The 26392-nt window shown below is 70.4% G+C and carries 29 protein-coding genes; 18 read left to right on the top strand and 11 right to left on the bottom strand.

Features of this window, described 5'->3' with window-relative positions; all coding sequences use genetic code 11:
• Positions 1-346: 346 nt before the first annotated feature.
• Both ABTW65_RS00305 and ABTW65_RS00310 read left to right on the top strand, forming a co-directional pair.
• Positions 347-1060, top strand: a complete 714-nt coding sequence (locus ABTW65_RS00305) for a TetR/AcrR family transcriptional regulator (RefSeq protein WP_350657766.1) — start codon at positions 347-349, stop codon at positions 1058-1060.
• Between the two features lie 49 nt (positions 1061-1109).
• Positions 1110-1526 (top strand): VOC family protein, encoded by a 417-nt coding sequence (locus ABTW65_RS00310; protein ID WP_350657767.1) that lies wholly within the window; start codon positions 1110-1112, stop codon positions 1524-1526.
• Here the strand turns inward: ABTW65_RS00310 and ABTW65_RS00315 are convergent.
• From ABTW65_RS00315 to ABTW65_RS00325, 3 genes are all read right to left on the bottom strand, one after another.
• A complete protein-coding gene (locus ABTW65_RS00315) occupies positions 1515-2390 on the bottom strand; it encodes an NAD(P)-dependent oxidoreductase (protein WP_350657769.1) in 876 nt (291 codons plus the stop codon). The genes ABTW65_RS00310 and ABTW65_RS00315 overlap by 12 nt on opposite strands.
• 78 nt (positions 2391-2468) lie before the next feature.
• Entirely contained in the window at positions 2469-3287 is an 819-nt protein-coding gene (locus ABTW65_RS00320) for a sulfurtransferase (protein ID WP_350657770.1), read from the bottom strand.
• 24 nt (positions 3288-3311) lie between these two features.
• Positions 3312-4205, bottom strand: coding sequence for a LysR family transcriptional regulator (locus ABTW65_RS00325; RefSeq protein ID WP_350657771.1), 894 nt, complete (start codon positions 4203-4205; stop codon positions 3312-3314).
• Between the two features lie 94 nt (positions 4206-4299).
• Here ABTW65_RS00325 and ABTW65_RS00330 point away from each other — a divergent pair, with 94 nt between their 5' ends.
• Complete coding sequence (locus ABTW65_RS00330) at positions 4300-4995, top strand: type 1 glutamine amidotransferase domain-containing protein (protein WP_350657772.1); 696 nt, start codon at positions 4300-4302, stop codon at positions 4993-4995.
• Between the two features lie 33 nt (positions 4996-5028).
• On the opposite strand, the gene ABTW65_RS00335 is transcribed toward ABTW65_RS00330, so the two are convergent.
• On the bottom strand, positions 5029-5589 hold the full coding sequence (locus ABTW65_RS00335) for a MarR family winged helix-turn-helix transcriptional regulator (RefSeq protein WP_350657773.1): 561 nt from the start codon (positions 5587-5589) through the stop codon (positions 5029-5031).
• Between the two features lie 159 nt (positions 5590-5748).
• Between ABTW65_RS00335 and ABTW65_RS00340 the strand changes: the two genes are divergently transcribed.
• From ABTW65_RS00340 to ABTW65_RS00395, 12 genes are all read left to right on the top strand, one after another.
• Positions 5749-7125, top strand: a complete 1377-nt coding sequence (locus ABTW65_RS00340) for an MFS transporter (protein ID WP_350657774.1) — start codon at positions 5749-5751, stop codon at positions 7123-7125.
• Entirely contained in the window at positions 7122-8627 is a 1506-nt protein-coding gene (locus ABTW65_RS00345; protein ID WP_350657775.1) for an aldehyde dehydrogenase, read from the top strand. Before ABTW65_RS00340 ends, ABTW65_RS00345 begins: the two co-directional genes overlap by 4 nt.
• A gap of 91 nt (positions 8628-8718) precedes the next feature.
• Positions 8719-9684 (top strand): VOC family protein, encoded by a 966-nt coding sequence (locus ABTW65_RS00350; RefSeq protein ID WP_350657776.1) that lies wholly within the window; start codon positions 8719-8721, stop codon positions 9682-9684.
• Positions 9681-10475 carry an aspartate dehydrogenase domain-containing protein gene (locus ABTW65_RS00355; protein ID WP_350657777.1) on the top strand — a complete coding sequence of 265 codons (795 nt, stop codon included), beginning with the start codon at positions 9681-9683 and terminating at the stop codon, positions 10473-10475. Before ABTW65_RS00350 ends, ABTW65_RS00355 begins: the two co-directional genes overlap by 4 nt.
• A 7-nt stretch (positions 10476-10482) precedes the next feature.
• Positions 10483-11286, top strand: a complete 804-nt coding sequence (locus tag ABTW65_RS00360) for an alpha/beta fold hydrolase (RefSeq protein ID WP_350657778.1) — start codon at positions 10483-10485, stop codon at positions 11284-11286.
• A 52-nt stretch (positions 11287-11338) separates the two neighbouring features.
• Positions 11339-11863: a cupin domain-containing protein gene (locus ABTW65_RS00365; RefSeq protein WP_350657779.1), complete on the top strand. Its 525-nt coding sequence runs from the start codon at positions 11339-11341 to the stop codon at positions 11861-11863.
• 3 nt (positions 11864-11866) lie between these two features.
• Positions 11867-12607 (top strand): 3-oxoacyl-ACP reductase family protein, encoded by a 741-nt coding sequence (locus ABTW65_RS00370; RefSeq protein ID WP_350657780.1) that lies wholly within the window; start codon positions 11867-11869, stop codon positions 12605-12607.
• A 15-nt stretch (positions 12608-12622) separates the two neighbouring features.
• Positions 12623-13408: an SDR family oxidoreductase gene (locus tag ABTW65_RS00375; RefSeq protein WP_350657782.1), complete on the top strand. Its 786-nt coding sequence runs from the start codon at positions 12623-12625 to the stop codon at positions 13406-13408.
• Between the two features lie 10 nt (positions 13409-13418).
• Positions 13419-15116 (top strand): thiamine pyrophosphate-binding protein, encoded by a 1698-nt coding sequence (locus ABTW65_RS00380; protein ID WP_350657783.1) that lies wholly within the window; start codon positions 13419-13421, stop codon positions 15114-15116.
• On the top strand, positions 15113-16075 hold the full coding sequence (locus ABTW65_RS00385; protein WP_350657784.1) for a PDR/VanB family oxidoreductase: 963 nt from the start codon (positions 15113-15115) through the stop codon (positions 16073-16075). The genes ABTW65_RS00380 and ABTW65_RS00385 overlap by 4 nt, the downstream gene beginning before the upstream one ends.
• A 45-nt stretch (positions 16076-16120) precedes the next feature.
• The gene (locus ABTW65_RS00390) at positions 16121-16351 is read left to right on the top strand and encodes a recombinase-like helix-turn-helix domain-containing protein (RefSeq protein WP_350657785.1); all 231 of its coding nucleotides are present in this window, start codon (positions 16121-16123) and stop codon (positions 16349-16351) included.
• A 3-nt stretch (positions 16352-16354) separates the two neighbouring features.
• On the top strand, positions 16355-17410 hold the full coding sequence (locus ABTW65_RS00395; protein ID WP_350657786.1) for a Rieske 2Fe-2S domain-containing protein: 1056 nt from the start codon (positions 16355-16357) through the stop codon (positions 17408-17410).
• Between the two features lie 30 nt (positions 17411-17440).
• Here ABTW65_RS00395 and ABTW65_RS00400 read toward each other — a convergent pair whose 3' ends face one another.
• The 7 genes from ABTW65_RS00400 to ABTW65_RS00430 all read right to left on the bottom strand — a co-directional run bounded on the left by ABTW65_RS00400 (position 17441) and on the right by ABTW65_RS00430 (position 23302).
• Positions 17441-18979, bottom strand: a complete 1539-nt coding sequence (locus ABTW65_RS00400) for an AbgT family transporter (RefSeq protein WP_350657787.1) — start codon at positions 18977-18979, stop codon at positions 17441-17443.
• A gap of 5 nt (positions 18980-18984) precedes the next feature.
• The gene (locus ABTW65_RS00405; protein WP_350657788.1) at positions 18985-19959 is read right to left on the bottom strand and encodes a CE1 family esterase; all 975 of its coding nucleotides are present in this window, start codon (positions 19957-19959) and stop codon (positions 18985-18987) included.
• A 101-nt stretch (positions 19960-20060) separates the two neighbouring features.
• Positions 20061-20822 carry a creatininase family protein gene (locus ABTW65_RS00410; RefSeq protein WP_350657789.1) on the bottom strand — a complete coding sequence of 254 codons (762 nt, stop codon included), beginning with the start codon at positions 20820-20822 and terminating at the stop codon, positions 20061-20063.
• Complete coding sequence (locus ABTW65_RS00415) at positions 20819-21508, bottom strand: FadR/GntR family transcriptional regulator (RefSeq protein ID WP_350657790.1); 690 nt, start codon at positions 21506-21508, stop codon at positions 20819-20821. Before ABTW65_RS00415 ends, ABTW65_RS00410 begins: the two co-directional genes overlap by 4 nt.
• 64 nt (positions 21509-21572) lie before the next feature.
• The gene (locus tag ABTW65_RS00420) at positions 21573-22484 is read right to left on the bottom strand and encodes a universal stress protein (RefSeq protein WP_350657791.1); all 912 of its coding nucleotides are present in this window, start codon (positions 22482-22484) and stop codon (positions 21573-21575) included.
• Positions 22485-22487: 3 nt separating this feature from the next.
• On the bottom strand, positions 22488-22700 hold the full coding sequence (locus tag ABTW65_RS00425; RefSeq protein ID WP_350657792.1) for a hypothetical protein: 213 nt from the start codon (positions 22698-22700) through the stop codon (positions 22488-22490).
• Positions 22697-23302, bottom strand: coding sequence for a CBS domain-containing protein (locus ABTW65_RS00430; protein ID WP_350657793.1), 606 nt, complete (start codon positions 23300-23302; stop codon positions 22697-22699). The genes ABTW65_RS00425 and ABTW65_RS00430 overlap by 4 nt, the downstream gene beginning before the upstream one ends.
• Positions 23303-23488: 186 nt before the next feature.
• Here ABTW65_RS00430 and ABTW65_RS00435 point away from each other — a divergent pair, with 186 nt between their 5' ends.
• The 3 genes from ABTW65_RS00435 to ABTW65_RS00445 all read left to right on the top strand — a co-directional run bounded on the left by ABTW65_RS00435 (position 23489) and on the right by ABTW65_RS00445 (position 26391).
• A complete protein-coding gene (locus ABTW65_RS00435; RefSeq protein WP_350657794.1) occupies positions 23489-24388 on the top strand; it encodes a carbamate kinase in 900 nt (299 codons plus the stop codon).
• A 135-nt stretch (positions 24389-24523) separates the two neighbouring features.
• Positions 24524-25408 (top strand): universal stress protein, encoded by an 885-nt coding sequence (locus ABTW65_RS00440; RefSeq protein ID WP_350657796.1) that lies wholly within the window; start codon positions 24524-24526, stop codon positions 25406-25408.
• Positions 25405-26391, top strand: coding sequence for an ABC transporter ATP-binding protein (locus ABTW65_RS00445; protein ID WP_350657797.1), 987 nt, complete (start codon positions 25405-25407; stop codon positions 26389-26391). Before ABTW65_RS00440 ends, ABTW65_RS00445 begins: the two co-directional genes overlap by 4 nt.
• The last annotated feature ends 1 nt before the right edge of the window (position 26392 follow it).

A 26392-nucleotide genomic window follows, 5' to 3' on the forward strand; every position in this document is an offset into this window, starting at 1 on the left:
CTAAGCACGAGTAAGTCGAGCGGGTCGGTCGGAGATCATGTGGCGGTCGCCACAGGCGTTACACGAATGTCCAACAGATGCGTGACCTGTCACCCACATCGTCGTTAGCCCCTGTGACGGCGAGTAACAGCCGGACGACAGCGTCTACGCAAGTGGCGCGACCCGGTTCTCAGCCGTACATGGGGGCTTCCGTTGTATGTGTCCGAGTGTTGACGGGCGCAAACACGCACATCGTGGACATAGCCCGATATAACTATGTCCAATAGGTCCTATGACTCATATTTTGTAGAGGACAAAGTCCTTTCAAGTCTTCCTTGAAAGTCTGGATGGGAGTTAGATGGGCAACATGACAACTAGGCGTTCTCGGCCCGGCCGCCCTAGGCATGTTCCCGACTCAGGTACGACCTCACCGCGTGACCAGATCCTGGATGCCGCATCGCGGCTGTTCGTCTCCCAGGGTTTCGCGGCGACGTCTACCCGCGAGATTGCCGACATGGTCGGCATCCGCCAGGCGTCCCTCTACTACCACTTCGCGGGGAAGGACGAGATCCTCGGCGAGCTGCTCCGCCGGTCGGTCCGCCCGACCACGGACAAGGTCGAGAAGATCCTCGACCAGGTGCCGCCGCTGGACTACGAGACGGCGCTCTACCTGCTGGTTCTCGTCGACGTACGCACCCTCGCGGACGTGCCGCACAACGTCGGCATGCTCTACCAGCTCCCCGATGTGGCCAAGTGCGAGGTCTACGACGAGTTCCGCAACGAGCACGCGGAGCTGGCCGGACACTACGCACATCTGGCCGGTGAGATCGCCTCGAAGACGGTCCGTTCGACGGTCAGCCGCAAGCAGCTGGGTGACCTGCTCATCCAGCAGGTCGAGGGCGTGATCAACATGCGCACCGAGGACCCGAACCGGAGGATCCCGTGCCGCGAGGCGTGGGCGATCGCCGCCACCTGCCTGCGGATCTGCGACGTGCCGCAGGAGAAGATCGACGCCGCGGCGCCCATCGCCATCGACCTGCTCCCGCAGTTCATCGACGAGAAGGTCGTCGAGCCCGCCTGAGGCCCATAACCCGGTGGACGCGGGTGCGCGGGTAGGTTTCGATGTGGGCATGACCCTCTTCGTCTCGCACACCACCATCGACTGTCATGACGCGTACGCGCTCTCGGAGTGGTGGAAGGCTCTGCTCGGCTACGTCGACGTGGAGGGTGACCCGAACCTCCCCGGTCACGAGGAGTGCATGATCCTCGACCCGGAGACCGGTCACCAGCTGCTGTTCATCGAGGTGCCCGACGAGGAGCTGCCCGCCAAGCGGATCCATCTCGACCTGCGCCCACGCACGGGCACCCAAGACGGGGAGGTCGAGCGGCTCCTCGAGCTCGGCGCGACCCAGATCGCCGACCACCGCGGGAAGTATGGCCCCGGGACCGGCTGGGTGATCTTCGCCGATCCCGAGGGCAACCAGCTCTGCGTACTGCGCTCCGAGGCGGAGGTCGCCGCCTGGAAGGCACAGAGGTCAGGGGCGTAGCAGCTCGTACATGCTGGAGAAGCCTTGGTCGCCGTGGCCTTGGGCGATCCGGCGGTCCATCAGCGACTTCACCTCCCGCATCCGCGCCGCCTCGATCCCGGCGGACTCCCGGTGCCCGATCAGGTCGTCCATCAGGGCTGCCTGGACGTCGAGCGAGCCGAGGTCGGGGCCGTACGTCCCGCTCTTGATCGCGCCGGCCATCATCGTCAGTAGGCCGGCGTAGCCGTTCAGCGACCCGGCGAGCCTCTCGGTGAATGCCTCCAGGTCCATGCCCTCGGCCTCGACCAGGCTGAGGGTGTGCAGGAAGCCGATCAGGAACTCGTATCCCATCGCGACCTGGGCGTTGAACTCCACGGCCGCGTACCCGGCGTCGGGTCCGTGGTAGACGACTGTGCCGAGCTCCCGCAGCGCCGGCTCGGCGGTCTCGTAGGCGTCGCGATCCCCGCTGAAGGCGAGCGACACCTTGGGCGTGCCGACGTCGGGCGGGTCTCCCATGACCTTCCCGTCGACGTACGCCGCGCCGTGCTCGGCCGCCCAGCTCTCGTTTGCCCGTGCCTGGGCGGGGGAGCCACTGGTCAGGCTGACCAGGGTGTGGCCGGCGGCGGTCTGGCCGACCGACTCCAGGACGTCCTCGACCGCGGTGTTGTCCAGCAGGCTGAGGATCGTCAGCGGGCTGGCCGCGACTGCCTTCGCTGCGGTTGATGCGACCTCGGCTCCCGAGTCCGTGAGCGCCTCGGCCTTGTCGGCCGTTCTGTTCCAGACCGTGGTCCGGTAGCCCCGTTCGAGGTACGTCCGGGCGACCGCCGATCCCATGTTGCCCATCCCGATCACGGTCACGGCGGGTCGATCGTTGCGTTCCGACATGGTCCAGCTCCATCTCTCGTGGTGGATCACCATCGTCAAAGATGAAGTTGACTTGAGGTCAAGGCCATTGTTGTCGAGCTAGCTGGTCTCCACCGGGAGGTCGTGGTTGCTCCACTGGCTCCACGAGCCGGGGTAGAGCGCGGCGTCGTAGCCGGCGATCGCCAGCGCGGCGACCTCGTGGGCGGCGGTGACGCCCGAGCCGCAGTAGGCGGTCACGGGGGAGCCGGCCTCGACCCCGAGCGCGGCGAACCGGGCCCGCAGCTCCTCGACCGGCCGGAAGCGGCCGTCGGCGGCGAGGTTGTCGGCGGTCGGTGCGGAGACCGCGCCGGGGATGTGCCCGGCCTTCGGGTCGACGGGCTCGACCTCGCCGCGGTAGCGCTCGGCGGCGCGGGCGTCGAGCAGAAGGCCCTCGTACGCCTCGACCTGCTCGAACGGCAGCACGGGCAGGTGGCCCGGGGTGAGCGTCACCGTGCCGGGCGCGGGCACGACGTCGTCGGTGGCCAGCGGGTGGCCGGCGGTGGTCCAGGCGCCGAGGGCGCCGTCGAGGAGGCGTACGTCCGCGACGCCCGCCCAACGCAGCAGCCACCACGCGCGGGCCGCGGAGGTGTTGCCGACGGCGTCGTAGGCGACCACGGTGTCACCCTCGGAGATGCCCCACCGTCGGGCGGCGGCCTGCAGGTCCGCGAGCTCGGGGAGCGGGTGGCGGCCGTCTGTGGGCTCGCCGTGGCGGGCCAGCTCGGTGTCGAGGTCGACGTAGACGGCGCCGGGGATGTGGCCCGCGAGGTAGGACTCGTGTCCGGGCGGGCCGCCGAGCTGCCAGCGTACGTCGAGGAGGACCGGGGGCTGGTCGGAGGAGAGCGCGGTCGCGAGCTCGTCGGCGTCGATGAGTACGTTCACGGGTGAAGTCTTTCAGGAAGGCGGTCAGGTGCTCGCCCATCCGGCGGCTTCGGCGCTCAGGTGTCGACAGACGTGGCCGGCGGCCGGCGGGGCGCTGGGGCCGGTGACGAGCCAGAGGGTGTTGAGCGGACCGAGCCTGGGTTCGTGAAGGCGTACGACCGTGCCGTCGGCGAGAGCCCCGTCGACCAGGTAGCGGGGCAGCACCGAGGCCCCGATGCCGGCGACGACGGCGCGGAGAATGCCGCGCAGGTCGGGCAGGACGAGCGCGGTGCGGTTGGTGGGGCGCTCGTCGAACTCGGTGAGCCAGTAGCGCCGGATGATCGGGAGGTCGGGGGAGTAGGCCGCCAGCGGCACGGCCGCGAGCGCGCGCACCGGGTCCTGCTCCAGCTCCGCGGGATCGACCTGTGCCGCGATCGCCGGCGCCGCGACCAGGAGGAACTCCTCGTCGACCAGCACGGCCGAACGCAGCCGCTCGTCGCCGGGGCGTACGGAGGAGATGACGAGGTCGAGGCGCTCGCCGGCCAGGTCGTCGAGGAGGTCCTGCGCCAGGCCGGTGGTCACCGAGACGTCGAGGCCGTCGCGTACGAGCGGGGCCAGGGCCGGCACGATCCGCGTGGTCATCACGTCGGCCGCGCCGCCGATCCGGATGCTCGCTGGGCCGATCGCGGGCTCGGTGTCGACGGCGCCGCGCAGCTGGTCGACGAGCGGCGTGATCCGGGCGGCGAGCGCGTCGGCCCGTTCGGTGGGCACCAGGCCGGTGCGAGAGCGCTCGAACAGGGTCGTGCCGAGATCGTTCTCGAGCTTGCGGATCCGGGCGGTGACCGCGGGCTGGGTGAGATCAAGGCGGCGGGCCGCACCGCTGATCGAGCGTTCCCGGTAGGCGTGCGCGAACGCTTCCCAGAGGTCGAGCGAGGTCATAGAAATCATTATGACCGGCCGAGTGGGTTCGGGAGTGAAGCGGGGGATGGTCGTCGTTACGTCATCACCGAACCGAACAAGAAGGAAAGAACCCATGACTCGCGTACTGATGGTCGTCTCGGCGGCCGACACCCTCGTCCTCGCCGACGGCACCGAGCACCCGACCGGCTACTGGGCCGAGGAGGTCGCCGCCTCTCACGAGACGCTCGTCGGAGCCGGCGTCGAGATCGACATCGCCACCCCGGGCGGTAGGGCGCCGACCGTCGACGCGCTCTCGCTCAGCGAGCAGGGCGGCGTCCAGCCCGAGGACGCCCAGCGCTTCCGCGCCTACCTCGACACCCTCGAGAAGCAGCTCGCCCACCCGCTGGTGCTCGCCGACGTCGACCCCTCGGCGTACGACGCCGTCTACATCCCCGGCGGTCACGCCCCGATGGCGGACCTGGTCGAGGACTCCGCGCTCGCCGCGCTCCTGACCGCCACCGACTCCGCCGGCCGCCCGGTCGTCGCACTCTGCCACGGCGTCGCCGGCCTCCTCGCCGCCACCGGCGAAGGCGGCTGGCTCTTCCGCGGCCGCCGGATGACCGGGTTCACTGACACCGAGGAGCAGCAGGGCGGCTACGGCGACAGCATCCCCTTCTCGGTCGAGCAGCGGATGCGTACGGCCGGCGGGATCGTCGAGGTCGGCGACCCGTGGAGCGACACCGTGATCGTCGACGGCGCCCTGATCACCGGACAGAACCCGCAGTCCAGCGTCTCCACCGCGAAGGCGCTCCTGAAGCAGCTCGCCTGAGCCTGCAGGCCTGAACCTGCTGGCCAGGGCTCGTCAGGAGGCGACTTCGCCGTCAGTGGCGAAGTCGGCCTCCACGATGGAACGCTCGAGCTTGCTGAGCAGCCGGGCGAGCTCGTCGCGCTCCTCCCTGGTGAGGCGGTGGAGCAGTGCGTTCTCCGCGCGCAGGTGGTCCTCGATCGCGCGGTTGATCACCTCGAGGCCCCTATCGGTGAGCTGGGAGTAGACGACGCGGCGATCCTCAGCGTCGCGTTGGCGGGTGATGAGCCCCGCGGCCTCGAGGCGGTCGAGCCGGAAGGTCACGCCCGCCGAGGAGAGCAGCGAGCCACTCGCCAGATCGCGGCCGGCCTTGCGGTAGGGCGCGCCCGCGCGGCGCAGCGCAGCAAGGACGTCGAAGGAGGCGGAGTTCAGGTCGTGGCGGCCGAAGACCTGGGTGAGCACCGCCTGGTAGCGCAGGTAGATCCGATGCACCCTCCCGAACAGCGCGATGGGAGAGGGGTCGAGGTCAGGGCGCTCGTGTGTCCACTGGGAGACGATCGCGTCGACCGCGTCATCGCTGCCCGAGGGCTGGTTGACGCCGGATCCGGTGTGACTCATGGTCGCAGTGTACGAGTCGACTCGGGCTCCGCGAGACAGGAAGTTAACACAGAGGGGGTTGACGGAGGATCGTGACGCACCGCACACTCTTAGGACTTAACGATTAAGCACTTAGGGATTATTTCTTGCCCAGTGCTGTGAACCGAAAGTTCCCCTCACATGGTCAACATCACCCCGGTGCCGCCGGCTGTCACGGCGGAGCAGATCAGCGCCAGGCTCGAGCGACTTCCGCTCTCGCGCTGGCACGTCAAGACCCGCGTGCTCGTCGGCGTGGCCACCTTCTTCGACGGTTTCGACCAGCTGATGATCGCCTACGCGCTGCCGGTGCTCATCCCGTTCTTCGGCCTCAATCCGGGGATGATCGCCTGGACGATCGCCATCGGCGGCATCGGGATGCTGCTCGGCGCGCTCGCCGGCGGCTGGGCCGCCGACCGGGTCGGTCGAGTGCCGGTCCTCATCGGCTCGCTGGTGCTGTACGCCGTCATGAGCCTGCTGATGGCGGGCACCTCCACGCTGTGGATCTTCCTGGTGCTCCGGTTCGTCCAGGGCTTCGGCCTCGGTGCGGAGGTCCCGGTCGCGGCGACGTACATCGGTGAGATCACCCGCGCCCACCGCCGCGGTCGCTTCGTGCTGCTCTACGAGCTGATCTTCCCGGCCGGGCTGGTCGCCTCCGCTCTGGTGGCGGCATGGGTCGTGCCTGCGTTCGGCTGGCGCTGGCTGTTCGCGCTCGGCGCCATCCCGCTCGTGCTGGTGCCCTTCCTGCGTCGCGTCCCCGAGTCGCCCCGCTGGCTCGCCGCCCACGGACGACTGGAGGAGGCTGACCGCGCGACGCGTCGGATCGAGGAGCAGGTCGCAGCCCAGAAGGGCGAGCTGCCGGATCCCGTCGTCGGTGAGGCCCAGGTGGTCAAGCAGGGCCGCGTACGCGTCACCGAGCTGTTCCAGGGCGTCTACCTGCGACGGACCCTGATGCTCGCGGCTGCCTGGCTCACGGCGTACTTCGTCAACTACGGCATCGCCGCCTGGCTGCCCACGCTCTACGGCCGGGTCTTCCACCTCGACGTCGACACCGCGCTGCGTTACAGCGTCGCCACCAGCATCGCCGGCATCATCGGCTGCGTCATCATCGCGCTGACCATCGACCTGATCGGGCGCCGCGTTGCGATCTCGGTCGCCATGCTCGGAAGCGCCACCACCCTGTTCATCCTCGCCTCGACCGGAGCGACCAGTGCCACCTCCGTGCTGCTCTGGTCGGCCCTCTCGGCGATGTGCATCTTCGCCGTGAACCTGGCGCTGTACGTCTACACCGCCGAGCTCTACCCGACCCGGATGCGTGCGCTCGGCTGCAGCGTCGGCGGGGCCTTCGGCCGGCTCGGCATCATCATCGGCCCGCTCGTGGTCGGCGGCCTGATCGGCCGCGGGTTCTCGATCGCCGACGTGTTCGTCGTCATGGGTGCGGTCGCGGTGGTCGGTGCGCTCACCACAGCCGTGTTCGCGATCGAGACGCGCGAACGTACGTTGGAGGAGATCTCCCAGTGAGCGCCGTCGACACCACGACGGACGCCATGACGGGGACGGTCGTGCCGGCCGACGAGATCCTGGTGGCGGGGGAGTGGCGCCGCGGCGACGGCGCGGGATCGGAGAGCATCGACCCCGCCGACGGCAGCGTGATCACCACCGTTCACCACGCCTCGGTCCATGACGTCGACGAGGCAGTCGCCCGCGGTGCGGAGGCGTCCGCTGCGTGGGGCAGGCGGCTTCCGCACGAGCGGGCGCGCCACCTGCACCGGATCGCCGATGGGATCGAAAGAGCGGCCGAGCGCCTCGCCCGACTGCAGACGCGTGACACCGGCAAGACGCTGACGGAGACCACCGCCCTCGTGGCCAGCGCGTCCGGCACCTTCCGCTACATGGCCGGGGCTCTGGAGACCTTCGACGAGGAGCTGACCACGCAGCGAGGCCCGTCGCTCACGATGAGCGTGCACGAGCCGATCGGGGTCATCGGCGCGATCACCCCGTGGAACTCGCCGATCGCCAGCGACGCCCAGAAGATCGCGCCGGCCCTCGCGGCGGGCAACGCGGTCGTGCTCAAGCCGGCCGAGTGGACACCGCTGGTCTCGCTAGCCCTGGGTCGCATCATCACCGAATCCGGACTTCCGCCGGGCCTGGTCTCGGTGCTGCCGGGCGCGGGCTCGGTCGTCGGTGACGCGATCGTGCGCCATCCCGGCATCGGCAAGGTCTCCTTCACGGGAGGGACGACGACCGGTCGCCTGATCGCTCACGCCGCGGCCGACAAGCTGATGCCGGTCACTCTCGAGCTGGGCGGCAAGTCCCCGGCCATCGTGTTCGAGGATGCTGACTTCGAGGCGGCGATCGCGGGGATCCTGTTCGGCATCTACTCCAGCTCCGGGCAGAGCTGCATCGCCGGATCGCGGTTGTTCCTGCCCTCCGCCCGTGCCGAGGAGTTCCTCGAACGCCTGGTCAAGGCCGTCGCGCGCCTGCGTATCGGCCACGGACTCGACCCGGTGACCCAGGTGGCGCCGCTGGTCCACCACCGGCATCGCGACAGCGTGGCCGGCCACGTCGACCGTGCCCGTGCGGCCGGCGGGGAGGTGCTGGTCGGTGGCGAGGTGCCCGAAGGGGACGCGTACGCCGCCGGTGCCTACTACAGGCCGACTGTCATCGCCGGCCTGGACAACTCCTCGCCGACCTGCCAGGACGAGATCTTCGGGCCGGTCCTCTCGGTGCTCACCTATGACGACGAGGACGACCTGGTCGCCCTCGCGAACGACTCGGTCTACGGGCTGGCCTGCGGCCTGTGGACCCGTGACTACCGGACGGCTTGGCGGGTGGCCCGCCGGATCGACGCCGGCACGGTGTGGATCAACACCTACAAGCAGTTCAGCATCTCCACCCCGTTCAGCGGGATGAAGGAGAGCGGCCTCGGCACCGAGAAGGGCCGCCGCGGCATCGCGGAGTACACGCGTCAGAAGAGCCTCTACTGGGGACTCGACGAGGCGCCGCACCCCTGGGCCGGCTGACCGGTCTCAGACCGTGATCTGGGCCACGGTTTTCCTTGACATAAAAAAGCCTAAGCGCTTAAATATTAATCACTAAGAGAAAGGGGTCGGGATGTCGATCGCCACACTGCACTCACTGCGCAGCGTCCAGCTGCAGGTGCCGACGCTCACCGAGTCGACGGACTTCTACTCCGAGGTCTGGGGCCTGTCGGTCGTCGAGCAGGACCACGACGACACCTGGCTGCGGGGCACGGGGGAGGACCACCACGTCCTGCAGCTGACCCGCGCGGAGCGGAACGGCCTCGGCGCCATCTCGTTCGCGGTGCGTACGCCGGCTGAGGTCGACGAGGCCGCCCGGCGGCTCGCGCTCCGTGGGATCCCGATGCTCACCGAGCCGGGTGCCCTGGACCAGGCGGGCGGCGGCTACGGCATCCGCTTCGCCGATCCGGAGGGCAGGGTGATCGAGCTCGTTGCCGACGTCCACGCCGTGAAGCCGCTCGACCGGGACCGTCCGGTCCCGATCGGGGTGACGCACGTCGTGCTCAACACGGTCGACATCGACCGCGCGGTAGCGTTCTACACCGACGTCCTCGGGATGCGCGTCTCCGACTGGTCCGAGCACCAGATGGCGTTCCTGCGCTGCAACACCGACCACCACAGCATCGCGTTCAACCAGGCCGCCTGGACCTCGGTCAACCACGTCGCCTACGAGATGCCGAGCATCGACCACTTCATGCGGGGCATCGGCTCGCTCAAGCAGCAAGGCGTCACCCCGTTGTGGGGTCCCGGTCGCCATGGCCCGGGCAACAACACCTTCTCCTACTTCGCCGATCCCGCCGGGCTCGTGTGCGAGTACACCTCCGACGTCGCCCAGGTCGTCGAGGACCAGTGGCTGTGCAAGGTGTGGCGCCGGGTTCCGGAGCTGTCCGACCTGTGGGGCACCGCGGGCCCTCCGTCCAAGGACGTACGCCGCCACATGGCAGGCATCGAGGACGCGGGCGTGTTCGCCGACCGTCCCGACCTGGCCGCTTCGTACGTCTCGACGCGGGGCCGCGATCTCGTGGAGGTGGCCCGATGACGAAGGTCAGCATCATCGGCGCCGGCGCCATCGGCCGCCCTGTGATCGAGGCCCTGGTGGCCGGAGCGGTCGAGGATGTCGAGGTCGTGGGAGTCGTCAACGACACCCCCGTCGGCGAGTGTCCGGTGCCGCAGATCAGGCTCGCCAAGGCGATGGAGACCAGCGACGTGATCGTCGAGTGCGCTGGTCAGGCGGTCGTCTCCCGGCACGGGGCCGAGATCCTCGGCGCCGGGCGCGACCTGCTCATCACCTCGGCCGGAGCGCTGGCCGACCAAGAGTTGGTCGCCACGCTCAGGGCCGCCGGTCCGGGGCGGATGTTCATCACCTCCGGTGCCATCGGCGGCATCGACCTGCTGGTCAGCGCCGCCAGCCACGGTGCCGTGCACCGCGCGTCGGTGACCACCACCAAGCTGCCCGCGACCCTGCTGCAGCCGTGGATGGACGACGAGACCCAGGAGCGGGTCCGTGCCGCCACCGCCCCGACCACCATCTTCGAGGGATCCGCCGCGGAGGCTGCGCGCTACTTCCCGCGCTCGCTCAACGTCGCCGCTACCGTGGGGCTCGCCGTCGGCGACCTGGAGCTGGTCGAGGTCCGCCTCGTCGCCGACCCGGGCGCCGAGCTGACCAGCCACGTCATCGAGGCCGACGCGGACGCGGGCAGCTACCGGTTCGAGATCCGCAACCATCCCTCGGCCGCCAACCCGCGTACCAGTGGCGTCGTCTCGCGCGCCGTGGTCCGGTCCCTGTCCATGCTCGTCGGCCGCCCGGTCGGTGCGGTCAGCATCATCTGAGGCCGCGATGACCACCACCACGCTCCGTGCCACCGGGGTCCACGTCGAGGACACCGGCAGCGGTCCGACCCTGCTGTGCCTGCACGGCATCGGGTCCAGCTCGGCCTCGTTCGCGCCCCAGATCGCGGCGCTCGCCGGCGAGTTCCGGCTGCTGGCCTGGGACGCACCCGGCTACGCCCGCTCTGCCGACCCGGAAACCGATCTCGACCTCGACGGCTTCGCCGACGCGGCGGCCGCCGTCATCGAGGAGTACGCAGCAGACGGCCCCGTCCACGTCCTGGGCGTCTCCTGGGGCGGTGTCATCGCGGTCCGGCTGGCGTCACGCCACCCCCGGCTCGTCCGCAGCCTCGTGCTCGCCGACGCGAGCCGTGGCTCCGGCACCGCTCCGGAGAAGGCAGCGGCGATGCGTAGCCGGGCCACCGAGCTCGGCAGCACGGGCAGCGCCGACTTCGCCGCCCAGCGCGGGCCGCGGCTCGTCAGCGCCGAGGCTCCCGACGAGCTCGTCGACCGGGTCGTCGCCACGATGCGGGACTCGATCCGGCTCCCGGGCTACGGCTTGGCCGCCGAGTCGATGGCCGCCACCGACCTCACCGCCGAGCTCGCCGCCATCGACACCCCGACCCTCGTGCTCTGCGGCGACCAGGACCAGGTCACCGGGATCACCGAGTCGCAGGCACTCGCCGGCGGCATCCCCGACGCGGTCCTCGTGACGCTGCGCGGCGCCGGCCACCTGGCCAACCAGGAGTCGCCCGAGGCGTTCAACGCCTGGCTCTCCTCCTTCGTCGGGATCGTCGAGCGCCTCTACGGCTGACGTCCCGGCCACCCGAAACCCGAGAACGAACACACCAAGAAAGGAACGACCCATGTCGATCACCCAGCAGCCCCTCACGTACGAGACGGCCGAGAGCCTGGAGCAGTTCACCGACTCCATCATCCTGACTCGCGCCTCGCGCCACGAGGACTGGGACACCCTCGGCTTCCAGGCCAAGGCGGGCGACCAGTTCAAGCGGGCCCAGATCCGTTACGTCGGTTCCGGCGCCACCGGCAACCACGAGAACGACAACCGCACGATCAAGTCCCAGGGCTTCACCTTCTCCAACATGCTGCTGCCCCCGGGCGGCGAGGGCCCCGAGCACACCCACCACGACGCCGAGGAGGCCTTCTTCGTGCTCGAGGGTGAGGTCGAGGTCGGCGTGCACCGCGACGGCCAGGTCGTCAAGCGCACCCTCGGCTACCGCGACATGATCGTGGTGCCCGCCGGCGTGCCGCGGAGCCTGAAGAACAACGGCGACACCGACGCGCTCTTCTGCGTGATCATCGGTGCCCAGAAGCCCCAGGTCCCGACGTACCCGGAGACCTCCGCGATGCACGGCGTCACCCGGGACTGACCCATGAGTCTCGACGGTGCACCGGTTCTGGTCACGGGCGCGGGTCGCGGCCTCGGGCTGGCGATCTCGCGGCGCCTGGCCCAGGCCGGTGCCCAGGTCTGGCTCGCCGACATCCGCGAGGACTGGCTGGAGGCGGCCGGTGCCGCGCTCCGCGCGGAGGGGTACGCAGCCTCGACCGTTCCGGTCGACGTCACCGACCATGCATCGGTGCGGGCGATGGTGAAGGAGACCGGGCCGGTCTACGGCCTGGTCAACAACGCCGCTCGCGCCGACGGGGTCGGCGGCAACCCGGTCCACGAGATCGACCCCGCCGAGTGGGACTCGCTGATGGCGGTCAACCTGCGCGGCCCGTGGCTGGTCAGTCGCGAGGTGGCCCCGGGGATGATCGAGGCCGGCGGCGGCCGGGTCCTCAACATCGGCTCGGACTCGGCGCTCTACGGCTCGGCGAACCTCGCCCACTACATCGCCTCCAAGGGCGGTCTCGCGGCGCTGACCCGGGCGATGGCGCGCGATCTCGGTCCCCACGGGATCACGGTCAACACCCTGGCTGCCGGCCTGACCACCACCGAGGCCGCGCAGCAGATCCCCGAGCACCGCCACCAGCTCTACCGCGACAACCGCGCACTGACCCGGGACCAGGAGCCCGCCGACGTCGTCGGGGCCGCGGCCTTCCTGCTCGGCCCCGAGGCCGCGTACATCACCGGCCAGCAGCTCGTCGTCGACGGCGGCTTCGTCTTTCACTGACAGGACCTTCAGACCATGGATCTCCACCTCGCCGATCGCACCGTGCTCGTCACGGGAGGCAGCTCCGGCGTCGGTCTCGCGACCGTCGCCACCCTCCTCGAGGAGGGCGCGAACGTCATCACCTGCGCCCGCCGTCTCGATGTGCTCGAGAAGGCGCTCGCCGACCTCGGCGCGCCCGCCGACCGGGTGCTCGCGATGAGCTGCGACGTACGCGACGCCGACCAGGTCCGCGCGCTTGTCGAGAGCGGCGTGGCCCGGTTCGGCGGGATCGACGGGCTGGTCAACAACGCGGGTCAGTCCCGGATGCTCGGTCTCGACAAGGCGACCGTGGAGGACTTCCGCGACGAGCTCGACCTCAAGTTCGGCGGGGTCCTCAACGTCACCGGAGCCGTGCTTCCCCACCTGCGCGCCTCCGATGCCGCCGCGATCGTGACGATCAACGCGGTCCTCGCCCGCCAGCCCGAGCCGCGCCTGGTCACCACCTCCGCCGCGCGCGCCGGCCTGCTCAACCTGACCAAATCGATGGCCTCCGAGTACGCCCCCGACATCCGGGTCAACAGCGTCTGCCTCGGGCTGATCGACACCGGCCAGTGGCGCCGCCGCTTCGAGGCGGACGAGAGCGCGACGACGTACGAAGCCTTCGAGCGCGAGCTCGCCGCCGACCGAGGCGTCTCCCTGGGCCGGTTTGGCCGTGCCGAGGAGGTCGCCTCGATGGTCGTGACCTTGCTGTCCCCGCGTGCCTCGTACGTCACGGGCGCGGCACTCGACGTGTGCGGCGGCGCCGCCCGCTACCTGGCCTGAGGAGACCGATATGACCAACCTGACCACGGCCCCCGAGGCCGACGTCATCACCCATGCCGACGGCGGCGCCCTGCTCGTCCAGGTGCTCCGCGAGGTCGGCGTCGACACCGTCTTCGGTGTCATCTCCGTGCACAACCTGCCGCTCGTCGAGGCGGTCTCGCGCGAGCTGCGGTTCGTGCCGGTCCGCCACGAGGCGAGCGCCGTCAACGCGGCCGACGGCTACGCCCGGGCGACCGGCGGCCTCGGCTGTGCCCTGACCAGCACCGGGACCGGCGCGGGCAACGCGGCCGGCTCGCTGATCGAGTCGCTGAGCTCGGCCACCTCCGTGCTGCACGTGACGGGGCAGGTCGAGTCTGCGTACCTCGGCTCCGGACGAGGCTTCATCCACGAGACCAAGGATCAGCTCGGCATGCTCGAAGCGATCTCGCTCGACGCGGTCTGTGTGCCCTCGCTCGAGGAGTCGGCCGGCATCCTGCGCGCCGCAGTCGACCGGGCCCTCGGCGGTCCCGGCCGGGCCGGCGGCCCGGTGAGCGTCGAGTGGCCCATCGACCTGCAGTACCTGCCGCAGCGCGAGGTCGTGACCCCCGTGCCCGAGGTGCCGGTCGCGTCGTCGCCGCCCGCGGGCCTCGATGCCCTGACCGAGCTCGTCGCGGCGGCCGAGCGGCCGCTGATCTGGGCCGGTGGCGGCGTCGCCGAGGCCGGCACGGCGCTCACCGAGCTCATCGACACCTGGGGAGCGGGACTTCTGACGTCCAACTCCGGGCGCGGCGCGGTCCCCGAGGACCACCCCTTGGTGGTCGGCAACTACGGCGCCACTCCTGGCGGCGGCGAGCTGCTCGCCGAGGCCGACCTGCTGCTCAGCATCGGCACCCACTTCCGCTCCAACGAGACCCGCGACTACGACCTCGTTCTGCCCGCGGTGCACGTGCAGGTCGACCTCGATCCCGCTGCACTCGGGCGGGTCTTCCCGATCGCGGCCGGCGTGGCCGCGGACGCCCGCGACGTGCTGCCCGCGATCACCAACGCCGTGCGCGATAGCGGCCGGGTCGCGGGGGCGTGGCGTGCCCGGGTGACCCGGGCACGCGAGGACGTACGCGCCACCCAGCGCAAGGGGCTCGGCGACCACGCCGTGCTCGCCGACGCACTGCGCTCCGCGCTGCCGCGCCGGTCGGTGCTCGCCCGCGACGTCACCATCGCGTCCTCGTCCTGGGGCAACCGACTCTTCGAGATCTACGATCCCCGCGACAACGTCTTCCCGCGCGGCGGCGGCATCGGCCAGGGCCTCGGCATGGGGCTCGGTGCCGCCATGGGCCGACCCGACGAGCCGACCGTTGTCATCGCCGGTGACGGCGGCCTGGCCGTACATCTCGGTGAGCTCCTCACGCTCGCCCAGGAGCGTCCGTGGCTGGTGCTGCTCGTCTTCAACGACGGTGGGTACGGCGTGCTCCGCAACATGCAGGAGGCCCGGGGCGTCGACCGTGCTGGTGTCGACCTGACCACCCCCGACTTCGCCGGGCTCGCCGGCGCGCTCCGGCTGCCCTATCAGCAGATCGGCACCGCCGCCGAGGCGGCGACCGAGCTCGGGCGGGCCGTCGCCCGACGTGGACCGGTGCTCGTCGAGGTCGACCTGGAGTCCTTCGGCCCGATGCCGCGGCCGTTCACACCACCGGTCAAGGTTCCCGACCCGACCACGAGGAGGTCGTCATGAGTGTCGCCACCGAGGAGCAGGAGCTGGAGCTCCTGGTCAAGCAGATGACCCTGGAGGCCGACGGCGTACTGTCGCTGCGGCTGGTCCATCCCGGCGGCGACCCGCTGCCGGAGTGGCGCCCGGGAGCCCACGTCGACCTGACCCTCAAGGGGTCGCTGGTCCGGCAGTACTCGCTGTGCGGCGATCCCGCAGACCGGGGCAGCTACCGGGTCGCGGTGCTGCGGGAGCAGGCCGCCCTCGGCGGTTCCGAGTACGTCCACGAGGGGCTGCGCCCCGGACACCGGCTGCGCGTGGTCGGTCCCCGCAACAACTTCGACTTCCTCCCCGCCAAGCGGTATGTCTTCGTCGCAGGCGGCATCGGGATCACCCCGCTCCTCGCGATGCTCACCGAGGCCGAGCGGCAGGGCACCGACTGGGAGCTCTGGTACGGAGGCCGCCGCGAGGACTCGATGGCGTTCCTCGACGAGCTGGCTGCGTACGGGGACCGGGTGAAGGTCATCCCGGAGGAGACCCGCGGTCGGCTCGATCTGTCTGCCGCGCTGCCGACGCCCGCCCCCGGAACACTGGTCTACTGCTGCGGACCAGAGGGGCTGCTGGCCGCCGTCGAGGAGCACGCCGCCGGCTGGCCCGAGGGGACGCTTCAGGTCGAGCGCTTCAAGGCCAAGCAGATCGAGGTCGACCCTGACGGCGAGCAGCCGATCTCCGTGGACTGCCGCCGCTCGGGCCGGGTCGTGCAGGTGCCTGCCGACGTACCAGTCATCGACGCCCTCGAGAGTGCCGGGATCACGGTCTCGAGCTCGTGCCGCGACGGCATCTGCGGCACCTGCGAGACCAAGGTGCTGGCCGGCACCCCCGACCACCGCGACTCCCTGCTCAGCGACGGCGAGCAGGCGGCTGGAACCACCATGATGATCTGCGTCTCCCGGGCGCGGACCCCCGAGCTGGCGCTCGACATCTGACGCGCCACACCGACTGCGTTGACTGCACAGAGGGAGAACAGAGAAATGGGCTATCTACAGCCGGTCCAGGCGGCGGTCGCCGAGACGACCCCGTGGGAGACCAAGCTCGCCGGCGCCATCGAAGAGGTCTTCGGGGGCGGCCGGCACGACCTGCCGGGTCTCGTCGACGGGCTCAACGAGCTCGGCATCCCGGCTCCCGGTGGTGGTCGGTGGACCACCGAGGGATTCACGACAGCGATCGCCGAGCTCGCCGCGGCGGGGAAGCAGGAGGACTGAGCCATGGGACCGATGGTGAAACGACAGCTGAGCGCGGAGAAGATCCTCGCGACCGGCCTGCGCAACCAGTGGTACGCGATCTGCCCCTCCGATATGGTGCCGCAGGGCGGCGTCCACCGGGTGCGCCGGCTCGGGATCGACTGGGTGCTGTTCCGGGAGTCCGACGGCACCCTGCGGATGCTCGAGGACCGCTGTCCGCACCGCGGCGCGCCGCTCTCGCAGGGACAGCACCTCGGCAGCAAGATCGCCTGCGCCTACCACGGCGTCCAGGTCGACGGCACCGGCAAGGTGGTCTCGGTGCCCGGTCTGCCCGGCTGCAACCTGGAGGGCAAGACGCTGGTCCCCAGCCCGCCGCTGCAGGAGCTGGGCGGTGCGATCCTCGCCTACATCGGCGACGAGCAGCACCCCGATCCGGCCCCAGTCGAGCTGCCCGACCCGCTGGTGGACGAGGAGATCTCCTCGTTCCTCTGCTACGCCGAGTGGGACACTCCCTGGCGCTACGCCATGGAGAACCTGCTCGACCCGATGCACGGGGCGTTCCTGCACCGCGAGTCGCACTCGATGTTCGGCGGCGACACCGAGGCCCGGTTCCGGATCCGCGAGACCGACCGCGGGTTCTTCTTCGAGAAGACCGACCAGCGCGGGGTGAACTTCGACTGGGTCGAGTTCTGCCGCACCGGCGTCGACTGGGTCGACCTCTCCATTCCGTATCCGCCGACCGCGGGTCCTGGAGGCTCGTTCGGCATCGTCGGCATGGGCACCCCGATCGACGCGGGCACCACCGCGGTGTTCTTCTGGCGCTACCGCAAGGTCAGCGGCTGGGAGCGCGACGTGTGGCGCTTCCTCTACCGCACCAGGCTCGAGGCTCGCCACTGGCACGTGCTCGAGCAGGATCGGGTCATGCTCGAGGCGATGGCCGACGACGCCGACCAGGCCGAAAACCTCTACCAGCACGACCTCGGGGTCGTCCGGTTGCGCAGGCTCTACAAGAAGCTCGCCGAGGAGCAGGTGGCAGCCCTCGCGCCTACTCCGGAGCCGGTGCCGGCCGGGCGCGCCTGAGGCGAGCCCGGCCGGAAGGCCATCGAAGGGTCAGCGGACAGGCGCACCCGGGCCGAGCGGGATGCCGAGGGCCCACCAGAGGAAAAACAGGGCGGTCCAGGCGAGGCTCATCGCGATGGCGAGCGGCAGGGTGTACGAGGCGAGGGTGCCGATGCCGGCGTCCTTGCGGTAGCGCTGCAGGAAGCCGAGGGCCATCACGAAGTAGGGGCTCATCGGGGTGATCGCGGTGGAGCCGGAGTCGGCGATGCGGAAGAGCGCCTGGGTGGTCTCGGGCGGCACCGAGAGCAGCATCAGCATCGGCACCAGGACCGGCGCGGCGATGGACCACATCGCAGAGCCGCTGGTGACCATGATGTTGACGATGCTGAGCAGCGCCAGGACGAGCAGGAAGACCACCCACACCGGGATGTTGCTGGTCTCGAGCGCCTCTGCGGAGTTGACCGCGAGCACGTCGCCGAGGTTGGACCACTCGAAGTACGCCAGGAACTGGGCGATCGCGAAGAAGAGCACCAGCACCGGAGCCATCTGCTTGATCCCCTGACCCATGAGCGCGGGCACGTCGCCGGCCTTGGTGATCGAACCGGACAACGTGCCGTACACGGTGCCGGCGAGGCCGAAGAGGAGAGCGACGACTGCGGCGATGCCGGTGAGGAACGGCGACTCGGTCAGGGACCCGTCCTCGCCGCGCAGGGGAGAGGCCGGCGGGATGACGATGGCGGCGATGACCACGATCGCGGCCAGCAGGGTCACCAGGGACCAGCGCAGCGCCCGGCGCTCGCTGTTGTCGAGCTCGAGGGAGCCGAAGTCGCCGTCGTCGGCGTGCTCGTCGGCGTCGAGGTCGGGCCGCTTCGAGAGGACGAACTTGGTCATCAGGGTGATCACCGCGGCCAGCAGCAGCGAGGAGGCGATGTTGAAGAACCAGTTGCTGACGGGGGAGACGTACGCGCTCTCGTCGACGATCTGGGCCGCGGCGGTGGTGATGCCGGCGAAGATCGCGTCGTTGGGTGTGGGGATCGGGCTGGCGTCGTACCCGCTGGCGATCGCGGTGTAGGCGACCACGATCCCGAGGATCGGGGAGCGCCCCACGGCCCGGAAGGCGAGGCCGCCGAGCGGGACCAGGATGATGTACGCAGCCGCCGAGGCGACGTGGGCGACGGTTCCGGTGAACGCGACGGCGAAGACCACCCAGCCGACGGGCACCCGGGAGATGCCGATCTTCATCGCGGCGGTGAGGAACCCGGTGCGCTCGGCGACGGCGACGCCCATGATGACCACGACGATGGTCGCCATCGGCGGGAACTCGGCGAAGTTCGAGACCATCGTGGAGACCGCCATCGCCAGGCCCTCGCCGCTGAGCAGACTCTGTACGACGACCTCCTCCCCGTCGCTGGGGGAGATGACCGAGACGCCGGCGGCGGCGCAGATCGCACTGATCACGGCGAGGATCGCGGCGAGGATCCAGAAGAGCCAGAACGGGTGCGGCAGGGCGTTGCCGACGCGCTCGACCACGCCCATGGCGCGGATGATCCACGGCAGCCTGTCGCTGGTGGTGGTTGCGGTGCTGGTCATGGGAGTCACCCTTCGCTGGTGAGGCGGTGGCGGGAGAAGAAGTCCCAGATCACCGTCGCGGACTCGATGGTGTGGGTGACGTGGCCGCCACCTGAGTAGATGTCGCCACCTGGCCAGACGTGGCCACCGCCATCGACGGCGACGTGCTGGACCTCGGCACCCTGGTCGCACCCGGTCCATCGCGTGGTCTCGACGTCGCGGTTGGTGCGCGTGGCGGAGGTGGTGCAGCCGTTGTGGTCGGCCCAGCCCTGGACCCACTCCGGGATCGCGGGCAGGTCACGGTCGGCGTCGCCCGCGTAGGGGATGGTCGCGTCGGCGACCCCGTGGATCTCCAGGATCGGGGTCGGCGGTGCCTCGGCGCAGCTGACCCGGGTGCCTGGATAGAGGGCAGGCGCGACCGGGGCGACTGCCGCGAACGTGTCCGGCAGCTGGCAGGCGAGCAGGGCGGCCAAGCCGGCGCCGTTGGACTTCCCGGTGGCGTAGACGCGGCTCGTGTCGATGCAGTGGTCGGCCTCGATGGCGGCGAGCAGGTCCGAGGTGAAGGCGACGTCGTCGACGCCGGGTGCTTCGTACGGTGCGCCCTGCCAGGCCTTGCGATAGCCCGACCCGGTGCCGATCGCACCGTCGGGATAGGCGACCACGGCGGGGAGGTCGGAGAGCTCGGAGTATCCCTCGACCTCGACGCCGGTGCTGCCGCGGCCGTGGAAGGCGACGATCAGCGGCCAGTCCGCGCGCCGGTCGTAGCCCTCGGGCAGGCGGAGTACGTAGCTGCGCTCGATGTCGCCGCTGGTCAGCTCGTACTTCTGGCTGCTGTCCGGCTCCTGGTCCGTCGGCTTGGCGCAGGGCGCCGGGGTGGTCTCGCCGGCTGCTCGGTCGGAGGCGCGGGTCAGGGCGGAGGTGGCGGTCGGTGCCAAGGACAGCGCGGCCACTGCCGCGACCGCGACGGCCGGGGCCAGGAGGCGGGATTGTCGTGGGGACATGGGTGCTCCTTCGGGGCAGATCGGTGCGTTTTCGGGTGTGCTGGATCGCCCGGCGACGCGGTGTGCGTCCCGGTCGGGTCCCGAGCTGGAGGGCGGGTGGCCTAGGTGTCGAGCCACTCCTTGATGAAGGCGACGATGCGGTCGGTGGCCTCGGCGAGGATGGCGCGGCCGTCCTCGGCGGTGGCGCGACGTGGGTCGCCGAGCACGCCGCTGGGGGAGAGGCGGTCGTAGGGGAGGGCCACGGCGGGGTGGTTCACCGAGCGGGCCAGGCGGGCGAAGGGGTCGAGCTCGTCGGGCGAGGTGGTGCCCGGGGCGAGCAGGTCGTGGCGTACGAGATGGGGGGCGATGTGCAGCATCTGGGCGGTCTCGGCCTCGCCGCTGTGACCGGAGATCTCGCTCAGCTCCATGCCGGCCACACTGTCCTTGGCCAGCGCGGTCACCGGCGCCCAGGCCAGCTCCAGGTCGGGCCGGTCGCGCAGCAGCTCCTGGGCCAGGGTGCCGAGGGTGGCGTTGTTGCCGCCGTGCCCGGTCACCACCAGGAACCGGCTCCAGCCGTGGGCGGCCAGCGACTCGACGTACTCACGGACGACGGCGGCGAACAGGGCCGGGCGCAGGCTCACCGTGCCGGCGAAGGCCTGATGGTGGGGCGAGACGCCGACCGGTACGCCCGGACCGATGACGACCTTGCCGGGCAGGGCCTCGGCAACGGCCTCGGCGACGGCCTCGGCGCGGATCTGATCGGTGGCCAGCGGGAGTCCGGCGCCGTGCTGCTCGAATGCGCCGACGGGGATCACCACGACCGTCCCGCGCTCGGCGGCCTCTGCCGCCTCGAGCGTGGTCATCTCGGCGAGCTTCGCGGTCATCGGGCCTGCTCCGGACCGAGGGTGGAGGCGATCGCCTCGCGGATCGCGAGCAGGTGCTCGCGGGTCAGGTCGGCCGCGGCATCGGGGTCCCCGTCGCGTACGGCCTCGACGATCCGGAGGTGGTCGGCGTGGTCGCGGTCCCGGTCGGTGTAGCGGTGCCGGATCTCGATCTGGTCGCGGGCCCTCACCTGGAGCAGCGCCTCGATCGTCTCGCGCAGCAGCAGGTTGCCCGAGGCCCCGGCGAGCGCGACGTGGAAGTGCAGCTCCGGCCGCTCGTCGGCGAACTGGGGCTTGAGCGAGTTGTCGGCCGAGAGCGTCAGCGCGGCCAGGTCGTCGTCGGTACGCGCCGAGGCCGCGGCCGCCGCGACCGGCGGCTCGAGCACGATCCTGGCGTCGAGGAGCTCGAGGACCGACTCGCTGCGCGACTCCGAGACATGCGGGTTGACCAGCAGCCGCCGGTTCACCCCGCCGCTCACGTAGGTGCCAGACCCATGCCGGAAGCGGATCACGTCGGTCGCCTCCAGACGGCGCAGCGCCTCCCGGATCGTCGGTGTGGTCACCTCGAAGCGTTTGGCCAGCTCGCGCGAGGAGGCCAGAGCGTCGCCCGGCTCCAGGCCCGCGGCCTCGATCATGGCGACGATCCCGTCGGCGATGCGTTCAGAGAGCGATGATGTGTTGCTGGTCACAATAAGTGACTAAATCACTTATTGAATTGTGCGTCAAGGAAAACCTCTTGCCCTGCAGCCCCGGTCAGCCCGGCAGCGGAAGGACCTCGACCGGGCAGGCGGCCTCGCGAAGCAGTGCGCGGGTCACGCCGCCCAGATGTGGGAACGCGTTGAGATGCGAGGCTCGCCCCACGACGACGAGGCGGGCTTCCTCGCTCGCGGTCACCAGGGCATCGGCTGGTGCTTCGGCGAAGACCCGGGTCGCGAGAGGTACCTGGGTATCCGGAACCTGGTCGCGGGCCCTCTTGACGAGGTCTGCCAGGTAGCGCTCGCCGCGCGCCGTCCAGTCCCGGGTGGTGGCGTAGTCGACCAGATCCCCGTGGAGGGCAGGGAGGTCGAGACCGTGGAGCACGGTGACCGGGTCGCCGAGCCGGGTCGCCTCCTCGAGAGCGTGACCCAACACGTGCCCGTCGGACTTGTCGTCGCTGACGCCGACGACGACTCCCGTCCGGCCCTCGGCGGACCAGTCTTCGGGCACAACGGTGACCGGGCAGTGGGAGTGCGCCGCGATGCGGGAGGAGGTCGATCCCGTGAAGACTCGGCGGATGCGAGAGAACCCGCGGCGCTGGACCACGACCCGGTATGCGTCCTCCGACTCCTCGATCAGGACGTGGGCCACGTGGCCGCGCAACAGCTCGGAGGAGACCTCGACAGCCCCGGCGACGACGTCCCGGGCGACCGCAGTGGCCTCGGCGAGAATCTGTTCGGCCAGCCGCCCGACCCCGGCGTCGTCGATGATCATCGACTGGGGCTGCATCGCGCCCGGGAGGCCGAGGATGGGATCTCCGAACACGACGTTCGCCTGGACGACATGCACCAGGCGCAGCGGGTGGCCGCTGGTCGCGGCCAGCCGTCCGGCGTACTCCAGAAGTGCCGTCTCGACCTCCGGATCGAGGACGCCGACGACGATGGGAGCGGGTGTGGTGTCGGTGGGCATCTGTCAGCCCGCCATCATGCACACGTGACCGGTGGTGAAGCCACTGAAGCCTTGGTGCATGCCCGGGTTGTGGGTGCCGTCGAAGCCCACGCCCTGAGCGCAGTGGACGACGTGGTGTCCGAACTCCTGCCCGTCACCGGTTGCTGCCGATGCGGGGACGACGAGGGCGACGGTGGCGACTGCGGCCGCTGCTGCTGGGATCAGGATGCGTTTCATGGTGCGATCACTCCTCGGTGTGACTCCTGGGAATCGGTACGTACTCGGGTGACTCCCGGGACGGTCGCCGCGGCGGACTCGGCAAGGGCGCGCTCCCTCGGCGTCACCGGCCCGAAGATGACGGCACCTCCGTCGTCGACGTCGACGACCCAGTCGGGGTGACCGAGCTCGGTGACGAGCGCTGTCAGCTCACGGATCATCGTGTCGTCGTCCCGGGCCAGGGCACTGGCCACGTCGCTGCGGCTGATGACGCCGACGAGAGTGTCGTCGTCATCGAGGACCGGGAGGCTCTTCAACGACCGGTCGGCCATGATGTCGACCGCCACGGCGACCTCGGCGCTCGCTCGCACGGCGATCGTCACCGGATTCATCACGTCTTCGACGTACGCTGCGGGCCGATCGGTCACCGGCGCAGGCGGGAGTACGTGCGCGCGGGGGTCCTGCGGGACGCGGTCGCGGATCAGGTCGATCTCGGCGACGACGCCACAGACGCGGCCCGCGGAGGTCACCACCGGCAGGGCCGTGATGTGGTGGTCACGGAGCAGGGCGAGCGCCTCCCTGACGGGAGTCTCTCTCCGTGCGGTGACGGGGGACGGGGTCATGATCTCTCGAACGAGCATGGTCATCCCCGCTGCGAGTGCTGGGCTTTCATAGGGCCAGCCTCGTCCGGCCGAGAAGGTCGGTCATGAGCGCAAGGTCCCGAGTCGGGGAGACCTTCGGCACTCCTGCGGAGATCGCGATCGGAGTGTGCTGGACCCGTCCACGACCATCCGAGGGGAGGGGCCCAGGTGAGGATCGTCGTCGCCATTGGCGGCAATGCCCTGCTGCGGCGTGGCGAGCGGCCGGATGCGGCACCCCAGCGCCGGCACGTGGCCGCTGCGGCGGCCGCGCTGGCGGATATCGCCCGCGAGCACCAGGTCGTGGTGGTCCATGGCAACGGCCCCCAGGTCGGTCTGCTGGCACTCGAGAGCGGATCGGACCCCAGCCTCTCGGAGCCCTATCCGCTGGCGGATCTCGTCGCGGAGTCCCAGGGCCTCATCGGGCTCTGGCTCCAGCAGGCTCTTCTCGCCGAGATGGCCGGCGAGGTGGTGACGCTGGTCAGCCAGACCGTCGTGGATCCGGAGGACGGGGCGTTCCAGGTGCCGACCAAGTTCATCGGCCAGGTCTACGACGAGCTGTCGGCGCGCCGTTTCGCGGGCAGATACGGTTGGACCGTCCGGGCCGACCGCGGTGGCTGGCGACGCGTCGTCGCCTCCCCGCTTCCGCGTGACATCGTCGAGCTCCCTGTGGCTGAGCGTCTCCTCGACGCGGGTGTGACTGTCGTGCTCGCCGGTGGCGGGGGAGTGCCGGTCGTGGAACGAGACGGGCGCTACGAGAGCGTTGACGCGGTGGTCGACAAGGATCGGGCGGCTGCCCTCGCCGCGGAAAGGCTCGGCGCCGACCTGCTGCTCGTCATCACCGACGTCGAGGGCGTCATCCGTGACTTCGGCCGTCCCGAGGAGAAGGTGCTGCGCGAGGTGAGCGTCGCCGAGCTGTCCTCGATGTGGTTCCCCGCAGGGTCGATGGGACCGAAGGTCGAGGCCGTCTGCGCCTTCACCCGACGGACCGGCCGACGCTCGGCGATCGGCTCTCTGGACCAGATCGACGGCGTTCTCGCCGGTACGTCGGGCACTCAGCTGCGGCGATGAGGCCGGTGCCGGCGAGGACTCAGTGGACCTAGGTCCTCCGTGCGTGGCCCCGAAGGCCCTGACGTACGCCGGCCGTCCCGACGAGATTGGAGACTCGGGAGCCGGACGCGCGTGCCGTGCTCGCAAGGAGGGCACATGTCCGAGAACGACCGGATCCTCGTCGCCGTCGACGGGGGAGAGGGCGGCCGAGCGGCGATCCGCTACGCCGCGGCCCGGCGAGATGGCGCCGACCTGTGGCTCGTCCACGTGGTCGACCTCGCGGTGGCGACCGGTGTCTTCTACCCGTACGGCTACTCGGGGCTGGCGGACCAGGTACGCGAGGCCGGCGAGACCGTTCTGGACCGGGCGGAGAAGCTGGCCGCCGAGCTCGTCGGTGCCGATCGTGTGACGGTAACGCTCCGGGATGGCGGTGTGGTCGCCGAGCTCGTCCACATCGCCGCCGACGCCCGGATGGTGGTGCTCGGCGACGAGCGTCGCCACGGTCTGACCCGCATCGTGACCGGCTCGGTGACCGGCCGGGTCGCCTCTCGGGCCCCTGTGCCCGTCGTGGTCGTTCCGACCGGGTGGGCTCCCGGTCACGACGCCTACCGGATCGTTGTCGGCGTCGCGGATCTGGATGACTCCGCCGAGCTCGTCGCCCACGCGTTGGGCGAGGCCGCCGATCGTGGTGGCGAGCTGGTTCTCGTCCATGCCTGGGAGCTGCCGGCGGTCTTCTACGACACGACCCTGGCACACGATCAGGCCGCCTGGGAGGCGGGTGCTCGTCACCGCCTGATGCAGACCCTGGACCGGGCGCGGAACCTGGCAGCACATGCGGTCGGGACCGAGGCCTGGATCCAGATCCGCCAGGGGCAGCCCGCCCAGCTCCTCGCCGACGAGTCGAAGGGGGCGGACCTGCTGGTCATCGGCCGACGCGGTCATGCGTTCCCGCTGCGGCGTCTGGGCGGCACCGGACACGCACTGCTCCGGGAGGCCGGCTGCCCCGTCGAGGTGGTGCCGCCCGCGCCCGAGGCGCCATGAACGTAGAGACCTCGCCGCTGCACGCGGCCGAGAACGCTCCGCCGACGAGACCCGATGTGCTGCGGTGCACCGACCTGCACCGGTCCTTCGGACCTGTCAAGGCGGTGGACGGCTTCTCGTTCCGGATCGGCAGCGGTGAGACGTACGGCCTTCTGGGCCCCAACGGGGCCGGCAAGACGACCATCATCTCGATGGTCGCGGGGGTGCTGGAAGCCGACTCCGGCTCGATGCTGGTCGAGGGCATCGAGATGAATCCCGGCGCGCTCGCGGCCAAGGCGGCCATCGGCTACGTCCCCCAGGACGTCGCCCTCTATCCCGATCTGACCGGTCGCGAGAACCTGCTCTTCTTCGCCTCGTTGTACCGGATCGGGCGTCGTGACGCCCGCGCCCGCGTCGAGGAGGTCCTCGACATCGTCGGGCTGACCGACCGCGCGGGCGACCGGGTCCAGAAGTACTCCGGCGGCATGAAGCGTCGGCTCAACATCGCGGTCGGGCTGATCCACCGGCCCCGCCTGCTGGTGCTGGACGAACCCACCGCGGGCGTCGACCCGCAGAGCCGCAACGCGATCCTCGCCAGCGTCGAGCGGCTCAGCACGGAGGGCATGGGGGTCCTCTACACGACCCACTACATGGAGGAGGCTGAGCGACTCTGCGACCGGGTCGCAATCATGGACCTCGGCCGGCTGGTCGCCGAAGGAACGCCCCGGCAGCTGACCGCGCAGCTCGGCGAGTCCGAGCACATCCGACTCACGATCGAGGGCGACCTGACCCGTGTCGTCGAGGCACTGCGCGAGCTCCCTCTCGCCAGTCGGGTGACGGGGGCCGGCGACGAGGTCGACGTGCTCGTGCAGGACGCCGAGTCGGCGCTTCCGCAGGTCATCGAGGTGGCCGCCGTCCATGGCACGGTGCGGTCGGTCACCGTGGAGGAGCCGGATCTGGAGACCGTCTTCCTCCGTCTCACCGGCAAGAAGCTGCGGGACTGAC

It is taken from the genome of Nocardioides sp. NPDC127503 (genome assembly GCF_040302165.1).
GTDB lineage: Bacteria > Actinomycetota > Actinomycetes > Propionibacteriales > Nocardioidaceae > Nocardioides.